The organism is Lacicoccus alkaliphilus DSM 16010 (genome assembly GCF_900142805.1).
Taxonomy (GTDB): Bacteria; Bacillota; Bacilli; order Staphylococcales; family Salinicoccaceae; genus Lacicoccus; species Lacicoccus alkaliphilus.
Map to the genome: position 1 here is coordinate 17053 of NZ_FRCF01000011.1, position 19191 is coordinate 36243.

Annotated in this window: 17 protein-coding genes, 1 tRNA gene and 1 riboswitch; of the genes, 11 read left to right on the forward strand and 7 right to left on the reverse strand. The window is 47.4% G+C overall.

The window, feature by feature from the left end:
* The first annotated feature begins 438 nt into the window (after positions 1 to 438).
* The 3 genes from BUA12_RS10515 (at position 439) to BUA12_RS10525 (ending at position 5726) form a co-directional block, all read left to right on the forward strand.
* The gene (locus BUA12_RS10515) at positions 439 to 801 is read left to right on the forward strand and encodes a toxin-antitoxin system HicB family antitoxin (protein ID WP_084670142.1); all 363 of its coding nucleotides are present in this window, start codon (positions 439 to 441) and stop codon (positions 799 to 801) included.
* Positions 802 to 945: 144 nt separating this feature from the next.
* Entirely contained in the window at positions 946 to 3030 is a 2085-nt protein-coding gene (locus BUA12_RS10520; RefSeq protein WP_072710573.1) for a DUF262 domain-containing protein, read from the forward strand.
* Positions 3031 to 3587: 557 nt separating this feature from the next.
* Positions 3588 to 5726, forward strand: coding sequence for an LTA synthase family protein (locus BUA12_RS10525; protein ID WP_072710574.1), 2139 nt, complete (start codon positions 3588 to 3590; stop codon positions 5724 to 5726).
* Positions 5727 to 6002: 276 nt separating this feature from the next.
* Here the strand turns inward: BUA12_RS10525 and BUA12_RS10530 are convergent, their stop codons facing one another.
* Entirely contained in the window at positions 6003 to 7130 is a 1128-nt protein-coding gene (locus tag BUA12_RS10530; RefSeq protein WP_072710575.1) for a zinc-dependent alcohol dehydrogenase family protein, read from the reverse strand.
* 22 nt (positions 7131 to 7152) lie between these two features.
* Positions 7153 to 8010 carry an AhlS family quorum-quenching N-acyl homoserine lactonase gene (gene ahlS / locus BUA12_RS10535; protein ID WP_072710576.1) on the reverse strand — a complete coding sequence of 286 codons (858 nt, stop codon included), beginning with the start codon at positions 8008 to 8010 and terminating at the stop codon, positions 7153 to 7155.
* Between the two features lie 403 nt (positions 8011 to 8413).
* On the opposite strand from ahlS, the gene BUA12_RS12975 reads away from it, so the two are divergent.
* The 4 genes from BUA12_RS12975 to BUA12_RS10555 all read left to right on the forward strand — a co-directional run bounded on the left by BUA12_RS12975 (position 8414) and on the right by BUA12_RS10555 (position 11052).
* On the forward strand, positions 8414 to 9409 hold the full coding sequence (locus BUA12_RS12975) for a hypothetical protein (protein ID WP_143146132.1): 996 nt from the start codon (positions 8414 to 8416) through the stop codon (positions 9407 to 9409).
* A gap of 382 nt (positions 9410 to 9791) precedes the next feature.
* Positions 9792 to 10073: a DUF2705 family protein gene (locus tag BUA12_RS10545; RefSeq protein WP_072710577.1), complete on the forward strand. Its 282-nt coding sequence runs from the start codon at positions 9792 to 9794 to the stop codon at positions 10071 to 10073.
* Positions 10074 to 10629: 556 nt separating this feature from the next.
* A complete protein-coding gene (locus BUA12_RS10550; RefSeq protein WP_415735807.1) occupies positions 10630 to 10794 on the forward strand; it encodes a CBS domain-containing protein in 165 nt (54 codons plus the stop codon).
* A 185-nt stretch (positions 10795 to 10979) separates the two neighbouring features.
* A tRNA-Arg gene (locus BUA12_RS10555) sits at positions 10980 to 11052 on the forward strand.
* Between the two features lie 152 nt (positions 11053 to 11204).
* Here BUA12_RS10555 and BUA12_RS10560 read toward each other — a convergent pair.
* The 5 genes from BUA12_RS10560 to BUA12_RS10580 are packed head-to-tail and all read right to left on the reverse strand — an operon-like array spanning position 11205 to position 14861.
* Complete coding sequence (locus tag BUA12_RS10560) at positions 11205 to 12212, reverse strand: HesA/MoeB/ThiF family protein (protein WP_072710579.1); 1008 nt, start codon at positions 12210 to 12212, stop codon at positions 11205 to 11207.
* Positions 12212 to 12979 carry a thiazole synthase gene (locus BUA12_RS10565; protein ID WP_072710580.1) on the reverse strand — a complete coding sequence of 256 codons (768 nt, stop codon included), beginning with the start codon at positions 12977 to 12979 and terminating at the stop codon, positions 12212 to 12214. The genes BUA12_RS10560 and BUA12_RS10565 overlap by 1 nt, the downstream gene beginning before the upstream one ends.
* Before the next feature lies 1 nt (position 12980).
* On the reverse strand, positions 12981 to 13181 hold the full coding sequence (gene thiS / locus BUA12_RS10570) for a sulfur carrier protein ThiS (RefSeq protein ID WP_072710581.1): 201 nt from the start codon (positions 13179 to 13181) through the stop codon (positions 12981 to 12983).
* Entirely contained in the window at positions 13162 to 14295 is a 1134-nt protein-coding gene (gene thiO / locus BUA12_RS10575) for a glycine oxidase ThiO (RefSeq protein WP_072710582.1), read from the reverse strand. Before thiO ends, thiS begins: the two co-directional genes overlap by 20 nt.
* Positions 14271 to 14861: a thiamine phosphate synthase gene (locus BUA12_RS10580; RefSeq protein ID WP_072710583.1), complete on the reverse strand. Its 591-nt coding sequence runs from the start codon at positions 14859 to 14861 to the stop codon at positions 14271 to 14273. The genes thiO and BUA12_RS10580 overlap by 25 nt, the downstream gene beginning before the upstream one ends.
* A 77-nt stretch (positions 14862 to 14938) precedes the next feature.
* Positions 14939 to 15048, reverse strand: a riboswitch (TPP riboswitch).
* Positions 15049 to 15288: 240 nt separating this feature from the next.
* Between BUA12_RS10580 and BUA12_RS10585 the strand changes: the two genes are divergently transcribed.
* The 4 genes from BUA12_RS10585 to BUA12_RS10600 all read left to right on the forward strand — a co-directional run bounded on the left by BUA12_RS10585 (position 15289) and on the right by BUA12_RS10600 (position 19128).
* Positions 15289 to 16053: an SDR family NAD(P)-dependent oxidoreductase gene (locus BUA12_RS10585; protein WP_072710584.1), complete on the forward strand. Its 765-nt coding sequence runs from the start codon at positions 15289 to 15291 to the stop codon at positions 16051 to 16053.
* A gap of 116 nt (positions 16054 to 16169) precedes the next feature.
* Positions 16170 to 17447 carry an alcohol acetyltransferase gene (locus tag BUA12_RS10590; protein ID WP_072710585.1) on the forward strand — a complete coding sequence of 426 codons (1278 nt, stop codon included), beginning with the start codon at positions 16170 to 16172 and terminating at the stop codon, positions 17445 to 17447.
* Positions 17444 to 18109 (forward strand): DUF6320 domain-containing protein, encoded by a 666-nt coding sequence (locus BUA12_RS10595; protein WP_072710586.1) that lies wholly within the window; start codon positions 17444 to 17446, stop codon positions 18107 to 18109. The genes BUA12_RS10590 and BUA12_RS10595 overlap by 4 nt, the downstream gene beginning before the upstream one ends.
* A gap of 41 nt (positions 18110 to 18150) precedes the next feature.
* Complete coding sequence (locus tag BUA12_RS10600; protein WP_072710587.1) at positions 18151 to 19128, forward strand: alpha/beta hydrolase; 978 nt, start codon at positions 18151 to 18153, stop codon at positions 19126 to 19128.
* The last annotated feature ends 63 nt before the right edge of the window (positions 19129 to 19191 follow it).

The following is a 19191-nucleotide window of genomic DNA, read 5'->3' on the forward strand; positions in this document are numbered from 1 at the left end:
GTCCAAGGAATCTCTCCTGAAAACTCTTTAGGCTTATCTCTCATAGGTACAATAAAGTTTTGGAAAACCATGTTTAGTTTACGCTGTTCCCAATCATAAACATGATATCTATCTATTCTTTCGGTACCTTATGTGGTACCATTTTATTAAGGCGAGGAGGTGAAACATGGCTGGGGTGAAAAAATGATTGAAAAGATGAAACGTCAACCAAATAACATCAAATTCTCTGAGGCAGAAAAGGTCTTACAGACTTATGGATATGAACTTTCGAGAGTAAAGAAAAGTCAATTTTTTTAAGAATTCCAGAACAGATGATAGATGACCTTTACCATATCAAAAACCGTTGAAGCCTTATTTAATCAGAGAACTCCTGAAGCGGATAGGGGAAGAATAGATGATTTATTTGGCTGTTTATCCCACTTTACAGCCATGAACTATATGAGTGTAGCAGAGAAGAGAAGCTTGAACGATTATCTCGGGCAGCCTTACAACGTCATTATTAAACCGATTCACGACGAAGCAGGGTCTTATTATGCAGCAAGGGTGTTGGAATTCGATGGATGTATAGCAACCGGCGAATCTTTCGAAGAGGCACACGAAGCGATATATGAAGTGCTGGAAGGTTTCATTGAAGATATGATGGAGAACGATGAAGAGATACCGGAACCTGTTGGAGATGATCATTTCAGTGGCAACTTGAGAGTCCGGATGCCCAAGAGTCTCCATAGAAACCTAAGCCAGGCAGCAAAGCTTGAAGGTGTATCCTTAAACCAATATATCATCAATAAGCTGAGCAAATAGAAGAACGCCCGTAAGGAAAGTAAGAAGTTCCCCTTGAAGTAGTCACTTATAACAGTGAGCTGGTTCAGGGGGCTTTTTTGTAATTCTCATCATTTACTTTTTAAGTTATAGTAATGTTAAGGATTACACTAAGGATGTGTTCATATGGAAGGCAACGTAAGATACATAAGTGAGTATTTAAGAGGAGCGCCGAAACTCATCATACCTGTCTATCAAAGAAATTATGATTGGCAGAAAGAGAACTGTAAGCGGTTGATTGATGATCTGGTGAGTTTGCATGAAGAAGGTAAACAGACACATTTCTTTGGGAGCATCGTCGTAAAACCTGGGGACTATTCCCAAGACATAGTCATCATCGATGGTCAGCAGAGGATTACGACAATTTCATTACTCATACTCGCAATGAAGAATTACATGATGGAGCACAATATCACGCAGCAGACCATCAATCCCTATAATTTGAACGACAGCTTCTTGATCAACAGTTTCAGTAATGATGCAGACAAGCAGAAGTTGAAGCCCAACCCAAGGGACTTTGAAGCCTATAAAAGATTATACAGTGATCCGAGAACCCATATTCAAACTTCCAACATCACAATCAATTATGACTACTTTTATCAACAACTTGGAACCCTGCATTTAACTCTGGAAGAATTGTTTCAATCAATCAACAAACTGCAGGTGATGGTGGTCAATCTGAACTCTCCGGATGACGACCCTCAACTCATCTTTGAGAGCTTGAATTCAACCGGAGTGGACCTGACTAATGCGGATAAGATCAGAAATTTCCTGCTCATGAATGAAGACCAGAGTTCTCAGCAGGAGTTATTCAACAATTATTGGCAGCCGATAGAGGAAAGGACACATTTAAAAATGTCCGATTTCTTCAAGGACTACCTGACTTTGAAAGAAGGGAAAACTCCGGTTATAGCAAAAGTCTATGAAGCTTTCGCCGATTTTTATAACAAACTTGAACATAAAAATGAGAAAAAGCCAGATGTAAAAAAAGAATTTTTCAAGGAGCTTGCTGAATACTCGATAGCATACGAGCATACGCTCAAATCCAATACCAATAACAAAGAAATCAATGAATTTCTAAAGCGTATTGAAGAAATCAACGTGACAGTCGCTAAACCGTTCATACTTGCTATCCTCAAAGATTACTCAGACGGAAAAATGGATGCAGAAGAGATCATCCGCATATTTAGACTCGTAGAATCATATATAGCGAGGCGTCTAATCACTGCGCTCCCTTCCAATACCCTTAATAAAATTTTTGCGACGCTTTATAAGGACTTAAGAAAACATATGACAAAAACAGAGGGTAATGTGGCAGAGTCGGAAATCATTGCATACCTTCTACTTTCAAAAACAAGTACCGGTCGTTTCCCTGATGACCGGGAAGTTGAAGAGAGTTTGAAGTCCAGAAATATGTACAACATCAGCCCAAAGATAAGGACTTATATATTTGAAAGACTCGAGAATCATGGTCATGTGGAAAACCTGAATATTTTTGAAGGCGTGCAAAACCAGGATTACAGTGTGGAGCATATCATGCCACAGACATTGAGCTCGGAGTGGAAGAAAGAACTGGGAGAAAATCATGAGGAGCTTCATGATCTTTACTTGAACTCGATAGGGAACTTGACCCTGACAGGTTATAATTCTAAATACAGCAACAGACCATTCAGAGAGAAACAGAATATTGAAAAGGGTTTTAAGGACAGTCATTTTGCATTTTTAAATCGCCTTCCGGCAGTCAGTGAATCCTGGGGAGAGGCCGAAATCATCAGGAGAAGAAACGATATAATCAAAAGATCCTTAGACATATGGAAATATCCTGATACTACTTATGAGCCGATATCCACAAAGCAGGAAATGGTCATATTTGATGGGACCCAGACTTTTAAGAATTATTACATTAAAGGGTATACATTTTTAGATGATAACTATGTTCCTATAGATACTTGGAAAGCAATGATGATCGAGATTGTAAAATCGTTGGCAGAAAAGAATGTAAATCCACTTCTTGAGCTGGCAAAATTAAATCAATCGGGATTGGACTTAATTTTTAGTACGGAACCCCACGAAGAAAGGGTTGAAATAATACCTGGCATCTACATGTATGTCAGCTATTCCAACAGTGCCAAGATGAAATATTTAATGGAACTCTTTGATATTTATGAAATAGATTATGAGGAGCTGACTGTTGATATCATCCGGGATTAAAGATACCTCTCATGATGTGAATGCAACCTGAAAACTTTCAGAAAAAACTAGATGCATAATTGCCGATGGTAGTTTTTTAACAATATATTTATGTCAAATCTCTATTCTGAATCAAACCAGAGTAGAGATTTTTTTGTGTTCCACAGGTGGTTTTGTCACGCCACACACCCGATCAACCCCGCAAACCTCTCTATGACAAATAGCTTTTCTTCATTAACTATTTGTAAATGCCATCGTCATTCTATGAGTATTTTCTTGCGTAAAAGCTATATACTGGTTTATAATGAAAAGCATTGATAAAATTTGTAAAATATTTGTAAAAATACGAGGCTGTAATCGAGAAGATTGAAATCATCAATATAGGTGACTCAAAAGGGATGGCACCACACCTGAAGTGGGGAAGCGACTGTCCATATAATGAGGCGTTGTTGTAATCCTTGAGATCAAAATGTTTTAATTTCTCCTGCCATCCTTCACAAAACCCTCCACGCCTATGTTTGAGGGTTTTTCTTATATTTTACTCTATCTTAAGAGGTAGGGAATCAGGAAGTGGAAATATGTCAAAAATAAAAGAATTATTGAATAAACGCTATGGATATTTCATCTTATTCCTTTTTTTACTCTGGCTGAAAACATACATGGCCTACTGGATTGAATTCAGTTTAGGCGTATCCGGTATAATGGAAAACATTATATTGGTCATCAACCCGATTGCCACCGGGGTCATCGTATTATCCATCGCGCTGTTCTTCAAAAGTCCCAATTTAAGAAAATGGATCATGTTCACATTGTTGCTGTTGATGACGCTGTTATTATATGTGAATGTACTTTATTACAGGGAGTTCGCCGATTTCCTGACGTTCAATATCGTATCCAGTACCAACAACGTGACCCCTGCTTTATTCACTTCCACATTTGAAATGATGCGGGCTTGGGACTTGTTATATTGGGTCGATATCATGTTGTTCGCCTACTTGTTCTTCTATAAAAAGAAGGCACCGCTCACGGAAGATAGGAAAACGTATAAGAGGCGCACCAAAACCCTGGTCACATCACTCGGTGTCCTGCTTTTGGCAGGGAACCTGATACTGGCGGAAATTGACCGTCCAGAATTATTGACCCGGACTTTTGACCGGAATTACATCGTCAAATATTTGGGATTGAATTTCTTTACCGGTTACGATGTTTTCCAGGCATCACAAAACAGTCAGATGCGCGTCAGTGCCGATGAGTCGGATTTGGCGAAGGTGTTCAACTTCTCAGCCGAAAACCATGCAGCGCCGAATCCTGAATACTTCGGGGTGGCGGAAGATCGCAACGTGATTGTGATCGCACTGGAAAGTGTGCAGCAGTTTCTGATTGATTACGAATTGGAAGATGAATATGGCGAAACCCATGAAGTCATGCCATTCCTTTCGAGTATATATAACGATGAGGCCTCATACAGTTTTGAAAACTTCTTCCATCAGACCAGCCAGGGCAAGTCATCAGACGCTGAAGTGTTAGGGGAATTGTCATTGTACGGCCTCCCGCAGGGCAGTGCGTTCCAAACATTGGGATCCACAAATACATTCCATTCTGCACCAAACATTCTGGATCAGCACGGGGATTACACCTCAGCTGCCTTTCACGGTAATGTCGGGTCATTTTGGAACAGGACGGATACTTACCGGAGTTTCGGCTATGACTTCTTCTTTGATTCCGAGTTTTATGATGTATCCGGAGAGAGATCAATGGAATATGGCTTGAAAGACAAACTGTTCTTCCATGATTCTGTGGAGTACCTTGAACAGCTCCCCCAGCCGTTCTATTCGAAGTTCATCACTGTCTCCCATCACTTCCCTTATCCTTTGGATGAGCAGAATGTGGAATTTCCAGCCGCCCGGACAGGTGATGATACAATCAATAATTTCTTCGTCACAGCGCACTATGCCGATCAGGCATTGGAAGAGTTCTTCAATTACCTGAAATCAAGCGGTTTATATGATGATTCCATTATAGTGATGTATGGTGACCATTATGGTATTTCCGATATGAGGAACCCGGATTTGGCACCTTTAGTGGGTGAAGATCCGGACGAGTGGGATGATTACCACAATACTCAAATACAAAGGGTGCCGTACATCATGCATGTACCCGGTGTAGATAATGGTGAAGTGTTCGACACATACAGCGGTCAGGTGGACATGCTGCCGACCTTGATGCATTTATTGGGCATGGAAACAAAAGGCTATCTATTCATGGGGCAGGATATTTTATCAGAAGAACATGATAATACCGTCCCGCTCAGAAATGGCCGGGTAATTACACCGGAGTATACTTTCTTTGAACAGGAAATCTATGATACAGAGACAGGGGAACCACTGCATGACCAATTCACCGAAGAAGAATTGGAAGCACTGTACCGCTACAGGGATGAGGCGAGGGAAGAATTGAATCATTCCAATGAAATCCTGATGAAAGATCTACTGCGTTTCTACAACCCTGAACCCCTGGATGAATTGAAGGAAATTGATTATTTATATCGTAATCAAATGGATGTCCTCGAAGCACATCCAAGGAAAGACACGAGCCTGATCGAACAACGCGACGGCGCATCGACCACGAACCTCTATCAGACGGATGCACCGGAGATGGCAGGGCCGGAAAGCGGTGCATCAGAGGAATATTCGGATTCACCCGGCCAGCCGGAATGAAGCAGTCGTTTAAGTCAAAATATGAAATAAGCATACTGAAGCTAAAAAGACAGGGAATTCATCTTTAAAAGTGCTTCAGTAAAAAGTGGTATAATACAAGTATCAATCCACTACAGTTGACATGATTCACCAAACCCCCATTCTACGGCAATAGAATGGGGGTTTGGTGTATCGGTTTAGTTGTTCAGGGATGAATTGAATTCATAATCCATCGCTTTCACACAAGACAAGGACCCGGATATTCGGGTCCTTGTCCTTATAGAGTCTCATCAAATCTTATTCCATCTTCACGACTAACCGTGCGACATCGCCTTTCTCAAGTCTGTCGAATCCCTCATTGATATCTTCAAGCTTGAGGGTGTCCGAAAGGAGCGTATCCACAGGCAGCCGGCCCTGCTTATAGAGGTCGATGAACCTCGGGATATCCCGGGTGGGGACACAGCTGCCGACGTATGAACCTTTGACCGTCCTTTCTTCTGCGGTCAGGGTGACCTGCGGGAAGGAGAAGTTGTGCTTCGGATCCGGGAGTCCGGTGGTCACCGTCATGCCGCCGCGCCTGGTGATTTTATAGGCGACTTCCATCGCCGGCACGACACCCGCAGTCTCGAAGGCGTAGTTGACGCCGCCGTTCGTCAGTGCCCTGACTTCCTCCAAAGCTTTTTCATCGGATGAATCAAATGTATGCGTTGCACCGAGTTTCTTCGCCAGGTCGAACTTTTTCGGGTTGATGTCCAGGGCGATGATTTTGCTCGCGCCGGTGAGATTCGCCCCGAGTATCGCATTCAGGCCGATGCCGCCGAGTCCGACGACTGCGACGGTACTGCCGGGTTTGACCTGGGCGGTGTTGATGATGGCACCGATGCCGGTGATCACCGCACAGCCGAATATCGCCACCTTTTCAAATGGGATATCTTGATCCACTTTGATCGCGGAGTTCGCTGAAACGACCGCATGGGTCGCAAAACCGGATACCCCGACATGGTGGTGGACATCTCCGCCGTCCATATGAAGCCGCTTGCCGCCGTCAGGCAGTTCGCCTTTTTCATTGGAAGCGGCGCCTTTCTCACATAATGCAGGCCTGCCTTCCCGGCATGGGATGCAGTGGCCGCAGCTCGGCACGAATGCACAGACCACGTGATCGCCGACTTCAAAGTCCTCGACATGATCACCGACCTTGATGACTTCTCCGGCCGCTTCATGGCCGAGCGCCATCGGTGTCGGGCGCGGCCTTGAGCCGTTGATGACGGATAAGTCGGAGTGGCACAGGCCGATCGCACCGATTTTGATCATGATTTCATTACTTTTCGGATCATCCAGTTCAAGTGTCTCTATCTTCAACGGCTTGCTTTCTGCGTAAGGTGCAGGCAAGCCCATCTCATGTAAAACCGCAGCTTTGATCTCCATAATATCCTCCTATTGAAATGGATTATTCGTAATAGCCTTCAGTGGATTTCCGGAAACCTTCGAACTGTTCCCCGTCATGCCCGAACCAGATATCTGCATTCTTCTCTTTGGCCATCTTCTTGATTTTCTCGACGGATCTTGCCCATCCGATGGAGTCGTAGATGATGCCCGGCGGCTTCAGGGTCGGTTCCATGCTGTCTTTAGTATAGATGGCGTCAGATGCAAGGATGAGCGTGCCAAGCTCCTCTGATTTGATTTCAAGTCCGATCATGCCCCAGACATGACCGCTGCCGAAGTTCAATACCCGGATCCCCTCAACCAGTTCAAGGTCATCCTCATAGGGTTTGATCGTCCGCCAGCTCAACTCATTCTTGATCCAGGCATCGATATCCGCCCATATATAGGCGCCTTCCTTCTGGTTCCTGGCATACATCTGCATCGTGCCGTTCAATTCATCATCATGTACGATCACCAGTGCGTTCGTGAAATATTCGAGACATCCGGCGTGGTCGAGGTGGAGGTGGGAGGCGACAACATAATCGACTTCCTTCGGATCGACACCGATCTGCTCCAGCCTGTTCGGTAAGTAACATTCTTCAGTGGCGGAGTAGGGGAAAGCTTTCTGGATATTCGGGCCCCAGCGCCCTTCATGGTCTTCATTCGCCATACTTTCAGGGTTGCATGCGGTGTCGAAAAGGATCTTCGCTTCAGGGTGGTCGATGAATACGGTGTAGATCGGAAACTCGATCATTTCGTTCGGAGCATTGGGGTCGTCGATGGTGGCCTGGTTGGAGTTCGCAATCATCAAGTTCTTGTCCATGCGCAGTGTTCCATTGTCGAGCACGTAAATCTTCATGCGGCTTTTGTTGATGTTTGCCATTCTATTCACCTCTCCATTTAGTGTAATTATAGTATATAAGAAAGCGGTTACATAATCAAAGAGGGAAATGTAATTTTTTACTTTCCTTAGCCATGGTGAGAGTGAGGAAGGACTGAGGCATTGAATGATATAGATTAATAGTAGCCGGTCTTAAACAGCAGGTGAGCAGACGATAGAATACGAGTATCCTAATCCATCTGGCAAATTTAAACCTGCTGGGATTAAGCTCAATTTGTTTACTTAGTTTAATCATACTTTCATCAATACAAAGAACATTTATAGCGTTCATGGAAAACTTAAGACCAATATAAAATAAGTTGCATTTTAAAATCTTTCAATATGATACAATATATGTAAATACAGTAAATAAAAAGTTTAATATCAATTCGAAAGCGGGGAGTATATGGAAAAGCTTGAAGGTTTATGGCATAAGCACAAAGAGAGTAATTGGCTCATCATTACGTTACTTGTATTGTTTTTTCCAGTCGGGCTATATTTGATGTGGAGATATTCAGGGTGGAATAGACTGCCTAAATTAATTGTTACTGCAATCTTTTCCCTGATTATTTTTACTAATATGGGAGGAGACGAGTCCGACGATCTAATAATCGACGACCCGGATGAAGTGCATGCAGAGGCAGAGTCTGAGACGGCTGTGGAAGAAGAAAAAGAAGACGAAGAAAAACAAGAAGAAGCAGAGAAGGCAGCGGAGGAAGAGGCAGAAAAAGAGGCTGAAGAGAAACGCAAAGAGGAAGCAGCCGAAAAAGAGGCCGAAGAAGAAAGAGAACGGGAAGAGGCTGAAAAGGCAGCTGAAGAAGAAAGAGAACAGGAAGAAGCAGAGAAGGCAGCTGAAGAAGAGCGTAAAGAGAAAGAAGCTGAAGAAAAAGAGGCTGAAGAAGAAAGAGAACGGGAAGAGGCTGAAAAGGCAGCCGAAGAAGCCGAAAAAGAGGCTGAGGAAAAACGCAAAGAGGAAGAAGCCGCAAAAGAGGCTGAGGAAGAAGAGAACGACACTACTTTATCTCATGATGAATATAAGGAAATTGTAGAATCTTATATGATGAATATTATGTTTGTTGGCGAAGATTTAAGTGCGTTCGGAGAAGAGCTTGAAATGGCAGGACTTTCTCTGTTAGCTAAAGATTTAATTTATAGTGCTTATACAACTCAGGAGTTGATGAGTGAGCGTTTTAATGATGATATTGAAGGAAAAATTATTCCCACAGAATATGAAAGATTTCATGAAGAATTAATGGATTTTGATATTAATCTCGGTGAATATTTAGAGGGCACGTTTAATGCTAGTGAGAATGATGATTTAATAGCATTGGATAATGCAGCTTCTAATGCAGGTCAATTAATGACGCAAATGAGCGACCTGACTTATTTATATCCTTTTTAATTCATAGTTGATTTGTGATTTGCACTGATTCATTTAGGGAGGACCTTTACATTGTTCCATTTTTATTTCGACACTCGAGCTGAATAACTAGCCCAATACACCCAATAATCCCCCAATCCATGTTAATGGATTGGGGGTTCAATATTTCATATCCAACACTTGGGTTGGATGCTGATATCGTGACGGTCATTCAGTGATTCATCATACTGGGTTGGGTCGGAAGCAGGGTGGTCAGTCATTCATGAGTTACACAACCGGAAAAGTGAGGTTTCGGGAAGTGGATATACTGAAATTCTGCGGCATGCCCAACAATCATAAGACCTTTACATTTTTTAATGTCAGTGTACTATTTAACTAGTACACTAATATGGAGGCTGGGGAAATGATGCAATTAAAAGGTTTGCTGATGAGGGAGTGGCTGCGCATGAAGCACTGGCTCGTCGCTCTGCTGGTAGCCGTGACAATCATCCTGTCAGCGGGGCCGCAGGTGCTGATGGGGATCTTCGGACAGGGCGATGATACCGCCACAATCGGCTTCATGACCGGGTTGATGCTGCTCCCGGGAATCAGCTGGCCGTTTTCGCTCGCAGTCATCATTGGCTATATGGTCATCTTTATGGCTTTAAGCTATATGACATTCATGAAGAGGGATGTCATGGCTTAATGAGGGGACAGCGTCCCCGGGAAGCAAGTCATCACCTTTAAGGATGTTCTCATTATCCGAAAGCAGAAAAGGGATCATTGGCACTATACAAAACAGAGTCATCGATTGGTACGGCGTCCTGCCACTCTGGCTGAGTTATGGGTTCCATCGATGGTTGCAGGTGTAATCCCCGCGTTGTTCTCTTATTGGCTGAACCATCGTGATGAATGACTGGATGACTCGTCCAATACACCAAAAAACCCCCAATCTACTGCCATAGATTGGGGGTTCGGTGTTACATGTTCAGCACTCTGATTTGATACTCATATTATAACATATTATTTTTAGTTACAAAAGTAAGTTCCGCCGTTAAAGAATCTTCTTATATTTTCACTGGTCTGTAAAGATGAAAACTCACGTGACCATGTTTAACCCCCCCTCCGAACCCGTGGTAAATATACTATAGACAGCCAGATGATCGATAAAAGTTTCTATAAGAAGGCATATTTTGATGAAAGTCAGAGATATCATTACTACAGAAGTCGAAACATGCGGACCGGAAACGACAATCGAAGAAGTGGCAGCGGATTTTATGGCGAATGCCCAGGTGCGCCGTCTGCCAATCGTTGAAGATCACAGAATCGTCGGCATCGTCGCACTTGGTGATGTGGCAGTGAAGGAAGACGACCCGGAAGAATACGAAGTGGCACTCGAGGAGATTTCCAAAGAAGACAAATCGTAGTGAATGCAGCATCCAAACAAGAGGATGACTGACCAATCAATATACAAAAGACGGGCGATTTGCCATTCGTATTACGGTGGTCGCTCGTCTTTATCATTGAAAAACAAAAAAACCTAAAAAGTTGATGAAATATCATTAATCAAATGATATAATTAGGAAGTGACTGATTATTACATACTAAATGTGGCCCCGTAGCTCAGGGGATAGAGCATTGGTTTCCTAAACCATGTGCCGCAGGTTCGAATCCTGCCGGGGCCGTTTACTTATATCTTTTTAAGGTATGAACAGCCGAATACATAGAATAACTGCAACTGCATCCGAAAGGGTGCAGTTTTTTTGATGATTTCAAACCTCATTGCATAAGCAGAGAGAAATACCCCAAATACATTGTATTTGGGGTATTTATAATTTCATTTGTGGAAATTTGCTGACAGGCTGCCGGCAATTTCAAGATATAACGTTTCCGCTTCTTCCTGGCCTTCCAATCCATACACATTCATCCGGCCGTCATTGAATAAGGTCATATCATATCCGTCATAGTTGATGAACTTGACGAAGCGGTTCTCTTTGATGATTTTACCTTGCAGCTCTTCCTCAAATATCTCATCATCGAATCTCAATGTGAATACACGGCCGCAGTTCGACTGGACGGGCCTGAAAGTCTCTTTTTCAAGGTGTTCATAATTATGCTGTCCGCATACCGTGCAATCATCATTCTTCAAGGCATCGATGTTCATCGTCTTGTAATTCATGCCGAAAGTGTCGATTGTGATCAGTTTCTTCGAAAATCCCGCACCGGAGAGGAAGCGGATGGCTTCTGAAACTTCAATTCCTGCTGTCTGGGTGATGACGGGCGGCAGTACGCCGTTGATTTCACAGCTTTCCCCGCTCGCCGGCATGGTGTCCATCAGACACTTCAGACATGGGCCATCAAAGTCTATAGCGTAAACACTGCCTTTACTGCCGACTGCGGCACCGTACACCCAGGGGATGCCGAGCTTATGGCACGCTTCATTGATCAGGAAGCGGATCTCAAAGTGGTCCATGGCGTCGATGACGATGTCCGGCTGATGTTCTTTTAAAATCCCGATGATATTATTTGAAGCAAGCTCGGTGTTCAGGGTTTTTATTACTACATCACTGTTGATCTGACCAAGCTCTTCCTTCAGAGCCTCGACTTTCGGCTTCATCAATCTTACGTCTTCTTCGGTGTATAAGGTCTGGCGGTGCAGGTTCGTCATCTCGACGATGTCCATATCAATCGTGATCAGTTTGCCGGCGCCCATCCGTGTGAGGAGCTCTGAGACATGCGTGCCGAGGGCGCCGGCGCCCATGACCATGACGGTGGCTCTGCTCAAGTTTTCCTGACCGGATTCACTGAAGCCCTGGAACCTGATCTGTCTGTCGTATCTGTCCATTACAGGAATCCCAGACCTTCAGCAGGGCTCGAGGCCTGTGCCGTGTACCTCACCGGTATACGGCCGGCTTCGTGGCTGAGCATGCCCGCTTCAATGCCGAGCTTCATCGCTTCCGCCATTTTGACCGGATCTTTGGCCCCTGAAATCGCCGTATTCAGCAGTATCGCATCGGCACCGAGCTCCATCGCATAACATGCATCTTTCGGTGAACCGATCCCTGCATCGACGATGACCGGGATGTTCGCCTGCTCGATGATATACCTCAAGTTCAGCGGGTTGTTGATGCCGCGTCCGGTGCCGATCGGGGAAGCGAGCGGCATGACGGCATGGACGCCGAGTGCTTCGAGCCGTCTTGCGAGCACGACATCATTGGAGATGTAAGGGCATACTGTATAGCCTTTTTCGAGTAAGATTTCGCACGCCTCATACGTTGCGATCGGGTCGGGGAGGAGTGTCTTATCATCCCCGATCACTTCGACTTTGATCATGTCGCAGACGCCGGCATGGTCTGCGATCTCAGCGATGCGCACCGTCTCTTCGACGGTCTTTGCACCGGCTGTGTTCGGAAATGTCACATAGTTTCTCAGATCGATGTTCGCGAGCGGGTTCGGCAGGTCTTTATCATACAAATTCATGCGCCTGACTGCGAAGGTGAGCACTTCGGTTTCCGATGCCCCGATCGCTTTCGTCTGTGTCTCCTCATCCGAAAACTTGCCTGTACCGAGAAACAGCCTTGAGTTGAATTCAAATTCTCCTATTTTAAGCATTTTATCCGCCTCCTACAAATTCCAGCAATTCAAGCCTGTCGTCACTTTTGACGATGTGGCTGTCGAATGATTCCTTTTTGATCAGCTCGCCGTTATGCTCCACGACGACGCGGTCTGCATCTATATCCATATGTGCGAGCAGCTGTGAAACCGTGAGATCTTCTTCGAACGTGAATGTTTCATCATTGATGATGCATTGCATCTGTCTTCATCCTTTCAATGGTAAATTCCTGAAGCCCTTCGGGGCGTCCGCCCCGTATGATCCATTTGGACATCAGCCGGCCCGTGATGGGGGAGAGGAGGATGCCGTTGCGGTAGTGGCCGCCGACGAGGAAAAGTCCGTCGTGCACTTCATCCATGACCGGTGCCGCATCCGGTGTATACGGACGGATGCCTGAAGTTTTCATCAGCACATTGGCACCCTTCAGCCTCGGCAGGCGACGGAGCGCCTCCTTCCACAGCCATGCTTCTCCTGCGTCCGTCATGCCTGCAGAGTAATCATTGAACAGGCTTGTCGCGCCGAGCAGGAAGCGGTGATTCCGCTTCGGGATGATATAACATCCGTTCGTCATGAAAAGCGTGTGGTCCATCCGCACACCCGGATGTTCGAGCAGCATGACCTCTCCTTTCACACCGGTGATGGAAGACTGCACACCGAAGGGTTCAATCAGCTCCTGGGCCCATGCCCCGGCCGTGACCACGACTTTCCCGGCATGCATGATGCCTTTTGAGGTCTTCACCGTATAACTTTCACCCAAGCGTTCGATGGAGAGGACTTCAGTATGGCCGATGCGTGTCACGCCATTGATGAGGGCGCGCTCGGTGAGGGCGCGTGTATATTTGTTGGCATTCACCTGGCCGTCAGCCGGTATCAGCATGGCGGGATGTTCATTCGGCCGCAGGAACTGATTGCTCAAGTCCAGGACCGCATTTTCATCCAGCAGCTGCACTTTTTCATTGTGGCCATTCAAAAATGCGTGCTGCCTTCTTATATTTTCCGCGTCTTCACTGGAATCGGCGATTTTTATCAGTCCGGTCTCCCTGTACTCGATGTCGATGCCGGTGGTCTCCAGCAGTGATTCACTCAATGGCTTGAAGTACGCCCTCGATGCCCTGGCCAGACGGAATGAAGGGCTGTCCCCGTAAAACTCGTTCTGTGCACCGAGCATGCCGCCGGCCTTGAAGGATGCGTGCCGCTCCGCTTCGTCACGGTCGATGACCGCGACTTTCAGGCCGTTTTCTGCGAGTTCAGCTGCGATGGAGAGGCCCATCACACCTGCACCGACTGTGATTACATCAAATTTAATAACTCCCATTCCTTTCCGAGTGCTTTTATTTCTGAAGGATCTGCATCCATGAAATATGAAATTGCTGCAATGCCGCTGAAACCTTTCGGCAGCTTTTGAACCGTCCGTGCGTTGATGCCGCCGAGCGCAACCACCGGAATATCCGCTGCCAGGGCGTCCATGATTTCCTGACCGGACCGCGGGGGCAGCCCCTGCTTTGAAGCGCTTTCAAAGATATGCCCGAACAACACGAAGTCCAGTCCGGCAGCCCGGGCCGATTCGATCGAGCGGGCGGAGTGGGTGGACATACTGACGGAAATCCCAGGGGCTCTCCGCTTGTACTCGAATGCATCCTCATCATATTCCCTGAAGTGGATGGCCGGGAGATCGAAAGCTTCGAGCAAACCGATGTCACTGTGGATGATGATCTTCTCCCTGGGGAAACCTGCACTGATCAAAGCATCCAGAAAAGAGGATGTTTCCTCAGGCGGCATCGGTGTCCGTATGAGCAGGTGATCGATGTGGGATGCGATGTTGAGGATCTGCCTGATGTCTTTCGAAGCGGGTGTCCTGTATCGGGTGATTGCGATGAACATGGCTTCACCTCCATAAAAAAAGCGCTATTTTTCATTTAAGAAAAATAGCGCAATTGTATAGTCATATACTTTGTCTGTGTATCTCCACGCCACTTTCCTACGCCAGCATGATCTGGATCAGGTTCCGGAATCCCGAAGTCACTACTTCGATCTCAGCCTTTTTCAAAAGGCACTTCCAGTGGTCTTGCTATTCGGTTTTGTGATGCATTGGTTTCATGATAACGCATTTTTACACCGATTACAAATTTGGGACGGGTTCGGCACTATGCTTGAAAGCCTTTGGAAGCTGAAAACAGAAGGGAAGGATACAAAAATACAATAGTGATTAAATTCACAAAGTCGTCACTTGGAATAAGCAGGTGTCCTAAATTTTCAGACAGTAAATGTTATAATGGATATGAAATGAAAATGATCAGGAGGCGTTTCAATGATTTCTCTCGAAAACAAATCAGCAATCATCACAGGTGCAGCAATGGGCATGGGCAAGGCCACAGCTCTGAAGTTCGGCAAAGCCGGTGCGAAAGTCGTCGTTGCAGACATGAATGAAGAAGAAGGCAGCAAGGTCGTTGAAGAAATCAAGTCGGACGGCGGGGAAGCGATCTTCGTCAAAGTGGATGTTTCCAACGAGGAAGACGTGAAGCAGATGGTCGAGAAGACTGTGGAAGCTTACGGTAAACTTGATGTCGCAATCAACAACGCGGCCATCACGCCGGATGACAAACCGCTTGCGGACATGGACTTCAATTACTTTGAAAAATTGATGTCCGTCGATCTGAACGGTGTCGCACTCTGCCTGAAGTACGAGCTTGCACAGATGGAGAAGGACGGCATCAAGGGCTCGGTCGTGAACACTTCTTCGGTCAGCGGCATCCGCCCGCAGCCCACCAATCCGGCCTATGTTGCAGCGAAACATGGCGTCATCGGCCTGACGAAACAGGCGGCGATGGACTATTCACCGAAAGGGATACGCATCAACAGTGTGGCGCCGGGTGCAATCGACACGCCGATGCTCCGCGGCGCACTCGACCAGTTCGGTTTCGACCCGGACGAATATGCAAAGCAGTTGAGCATGCTCGGCCGCTTCGCTGAAGCAGATGAAGTGGCTGAGGCGAACCTGTGGCTCGCCTCCGACCTTTCATCCTACGTCACAGGCACGGTCCTGAACGTCGACGGCGGTTACACTTCAATGTAATTGAAGGTGATTTGAAGACATCTGCAGTTTTCTGCAGGTGTCTTTTTCCATTCATGATACTTTTTTAAGTCAGGATGATATAATTTAAGGAAAAGGATATGTAAGGAGGTGGGCGGATGGACCGCTGGTACAGGATAGATAATACCGGAAAGATTTTTCATGCAGTATCGAGTGCGACGAACTCGTCGGTGTTCAGGGTCTCCATGATCATGAAGGGGACGGTCGACCCCGGCCATCTTCAGGCGGCGCTGGATGTCGTCGCGGTGCGCTTCCCGACGCTCACCGTGAGAGTGAGGAAGGGGCTGTTCTGGGACTTCATGGAACATAATGATGAACAGCTGCTGGTGAAACCCGAGACGGATCATCCGTGCTCGCCGATAGACAGGAAGGAGAACAATGCCTATCTGATACGGGTCCTTTATTTTGAAAAGAGGATTTCGGTGGAAATATTCCATTCGCTGACTGACGGCGGCGGGGCGATGGAGTTCCTGAAAACCCTGGTCTACCAATATCTGCGGGAGTCGGGTGAGGATGTGGCGACAGACGGCCTCATTCTGGACCCGGAGGATGCACCGGACCCCGAGGAGATGGAGGACAGCTTCGAGAGGCATGCGACGTCCAGTGTGATGAAACGTCCGGCACGACGGGCGGAGAAGGCGTATCAGATCAAGGGCGAGGCTTTCGAGCCGCCGGGCATCAACGTCATCCACGGCGTGGTGGACGGCGCAGACTTGAATGCGTTTGCGAAGCAGCAGGGGACGTCACTGACCGGGTTCCTCACGAGTGTGCTGATAGAGGCCATCCATGAGGAGAGGATGCGGCGGGACATGACGGACGGCACGGTCTCCATCGCGCTGCCGATCAGCCTGCGCCGGCAGTTCCCTTCGGTGACGCTCAGGAACTTCTTTTCCGTTGCCAACATCAGGGTGCCGGTGGACGGTTATATGAATCTCGACGATATCATCAGGGAAGTGACCGGCCAGCTCATCAGCCACACCGATAAAGGGGCACTGCAGGAGAGCATCAACCGCTTCGTCTCCCTGCAGAGCAGCTGGCTCGTCCGGGCCATGCCGGTGCTCGTGAAGTACCCGATCATGCGGATCGGCTTCAACCAGTACGGGGAGCGCTCGAAGACGATGACCTTCTCGAACCTCGGCAACATACAGATGCCGGACGCCATCAAGCCCCATGTGGACAGGATGGAAGTCATCCTGTACCCGACCCGGAAAAGCCCGATCAACTGCGCCTTCGGTACTTTGAACGGCAACCTCACGATCTCTTTCGCCCGGTCGATTGAAGAGAACGACATCATCCGGGCATTTTTCAGGTCACTTGCGAAGATCACCGGACTAGATGTCCAGGTGTATTCGAATGAATGGGGTGAGCTGCAATGAACCGGTGTCCGAATTGCGATGTATCGACCGACGATCAGCACTGTCCTTTATGCCGGTCGCAGCTGGATGTGGCGGAAGATGCGCGGGCAGCCGCCTGGTATCCGTATTATGATCCGGAAAAGCAGAAGAAGCGGACCAGCATATCGCGTCTTGCCATTCTGCTTGGAACGCTTGCGGTCATCATCTGCTTTGCCATCAACCTGATCGTCATACCCCAGTTTTTATGGGTGTTTTATGTGGCGGTCGGTGTATTTTATGTCTTGGTCTCGCTGAGCCACACGATACTTTCCGCCTCGCACATCGGCGGCAAGATCACCGCACAGGTCGTGAGCCTCACCCTCGTGCTGCTCGTGATCGATTTCCTCTCGGGAGATATGCAGTGGTCGGTGGACTATGCGGTGCCATTCCTCATAGTGGCGGGCATCCTGGTGATCTCGATCATCATACTGACGGTCCGGCTGAAGTGGACCGGTTATTTCAGCTTCCTGATGATCATGATCGTGCTCGGTTTCCTGCCGCTCGTGCTCTACCTCTCCGGCATCGCCACCGTGCTCTGGCCGAGCATCATCGCCGCAGTGTTCGCGGTGACGGTATTCACCATCCTTTTGCTTTTTGCGAACCGGACACTCATGACACAACTCGGCAGAAGGTTTCATCTGTAACATCGTATCCCCCGGGATGCGGAATCGAAAGGAATGATTGAATGAAACGTGTTTTGAAGACAGCTGCCGCCATCGCCGGGGCAGGGGCTTTATTTTATACAGCACGCGCAGGGCGTGCCGCATTGTTTGAGGAAAGGAGCATCGAAAGCAAGATCGTTGAAGACTTGATCAAGGTCTTCAACTTCGACCTCGAAGAGGTGGATGCCAAGATGCTCGCGAAGAATTTCAAGGAGAACCGCAAGGAACATAAAATCCGGGAGAACCTGCTGCGCTCGAAGGCGGAAGCCTATTGGGACGCAGGCATGAAGGTTTTCAGGATCCTGCCCGGGAAGAAGACGAGCACGCGCCGGGTCCTCTACATCCACGGCGGCGGCTACATCCATCAACCGTCACCGTTCCACTGGCTCTTCATCGATCAGATGGTACAGGAAACGGGACTCGAATTCATCGTGCCGATCTATCCGAAGACGCCGGAATTTTCTTATGAAAGTGCTTATGATGCGATTTCGGAACTGTACGGCAACCTGCTGGATGAAGGGGAAGAAGAAATCATCCTGGTGGGTGATTCCGCAGGCGGCGGGCTTGCGATCGGCTTCACCCAGTGGCTTGCCACGGAAAACATGACGTTGCCGAGGGGGCTCATCATCATTTCACCGTGGCTCGATGTCACACTTGAGCACCATGAGATGGAGCAGTATGCAAAATACGATCCGATGCTGCGGCCGGAGCACTTGAAGAAGATCGGACGCCTCTGGGCGGGGAATGCCGATCGGTCATACTATAAAGTGTCTCCGATCAACGGCCCCCTGACCGGCCTGCCGAAGATATACCTCTTCGTCGGCGAGCGGGAAATCTGCCTGCCGGACTCGAGGGAGTTCGCGGCGAAGCTCGAAGCGGCCGGGGCGCCGTATGAATACTATGAATATCCGATGATGAACCACGTCTTCCCGCAGTACCCGATACGGGAAGGCGCGAGGGCGAGGCGGCAGATCAAGGAAATACTGCAGTCGCTCGCATGATGGGGGTGGAGATCAGAGGCCGGGACAGAAGTCCCGGTCTTTTTTTTGTGTGTGGAGATGCTG

Bases quoted from the DNA above. Each gene is read 5' to 3' on its own strand.
- BUA12_RS10515 (WP_084670142.1), top strand. From the start codon at position 439: ATGAGTGTAGCAGAGAAGAGAAGCTTGAACGATTATCTCGGGCAGCCT.
- BUA12_RS10520 (WP_072710573.1), top strand. From the start codon at position 946: ATGGAAGGCAACGTAAGATACATAAGTGAGTATTTAAGAGGAGCGCCG.
- BUA12_RS10525 (WP_072710574.1), top strand. From the start codon at position 3,588: ATGTCAAAAATAAAAGAATTATTGAATAAACGCTATGGATATTTCATC.
- BUA12_RS10530 (WP_072710575.1), bottom strand. From the start codon at position 7,130: ATGGAGATCAAAGCTGCGGTTTTACATGAGATGGGCTTGCCTGCACCT.
- ahlS (WP_072710576.1), bottom strand. From the start codon at position 8,010: ATGGCAAACATCAACAAAAGCCGCATGAAGATTTACGTGCTCGACAAT.
- BUA12_RS12975 (WP_143146132.1), top strand. From the start codon at position 8,414: ATGGAAAAGCTTGAAGGTTTATGGCATAAGCACAAAGAGAGTAATTGG.
- BUA12_RS10545 (WP_072710577.1), top strand. From the start codon at position 9,792: ATGATGCAATTAAAAGGTTTGCTGATGAGGGAGTGGCTGCGCATGAAG.
- BUA12_RS10560 (WP_072710579.1), bottom strand. From the start codon at position 12,212: ATGGACAGATACGACAGACAGATCAGGTTCCAGGGCTTCAGTGAATCC.
- BUA12_RS10565 (WP_072710580.1), bottom strand. From the start codon at position 12,979: ATGCTTAAAATAGGAGAATTTGAATTCAACTCAAGGCTGTTTCTCGGT.
- thiS (WP_072710581.1), bottom strand. From the start codon at position 13,181: ATGCAATGCATCATCAATGATGAAACATTCACGTTCGAAGAAGATCTC.
- thiO (WP_072710582.1), bottom strand. From the start codon at position 14,295: ATGGGAGTTATTAAATTTGATGTAATCACAGTCGGTGCAGGTGTGATG.
- BUA12_RS10580 (WP_072710583.1), bottom strand. From the start codon at position 14,861: ATGTTCATCGCAATCACCCGATACAGGACACCCGCTTCGAAAGACATC.
- BUA12_RS10585 (WP_072710584.1), top strand. From the start codon at position 15,289: ATGATTTCTCTCGAAAACAAATCAGCAATCATCACAGGTGCAGCAATG.
- BUA12_RS10590 (WP_072710585.1), top strand. From the start codon at position 16,170: ATGGACCGCTGGTACAGGATAGATAATACCGGAAAGATTTTTCATGCA.
- BUA12_RS10595 (WP_072710586.1), top strand. From the start codon at position 17,444: ATGAACCGGTGTCCGAATTGCGATGTATCGACCGACGATCAGCACTGT.
- BUA12_RS10600 (WP_072710587.1), top strand. From the start codon at position 18,151: ATGAAACGTGTTTTGAAGACAGCTGCCGCCATCGCCGGGGCAGGGGCT.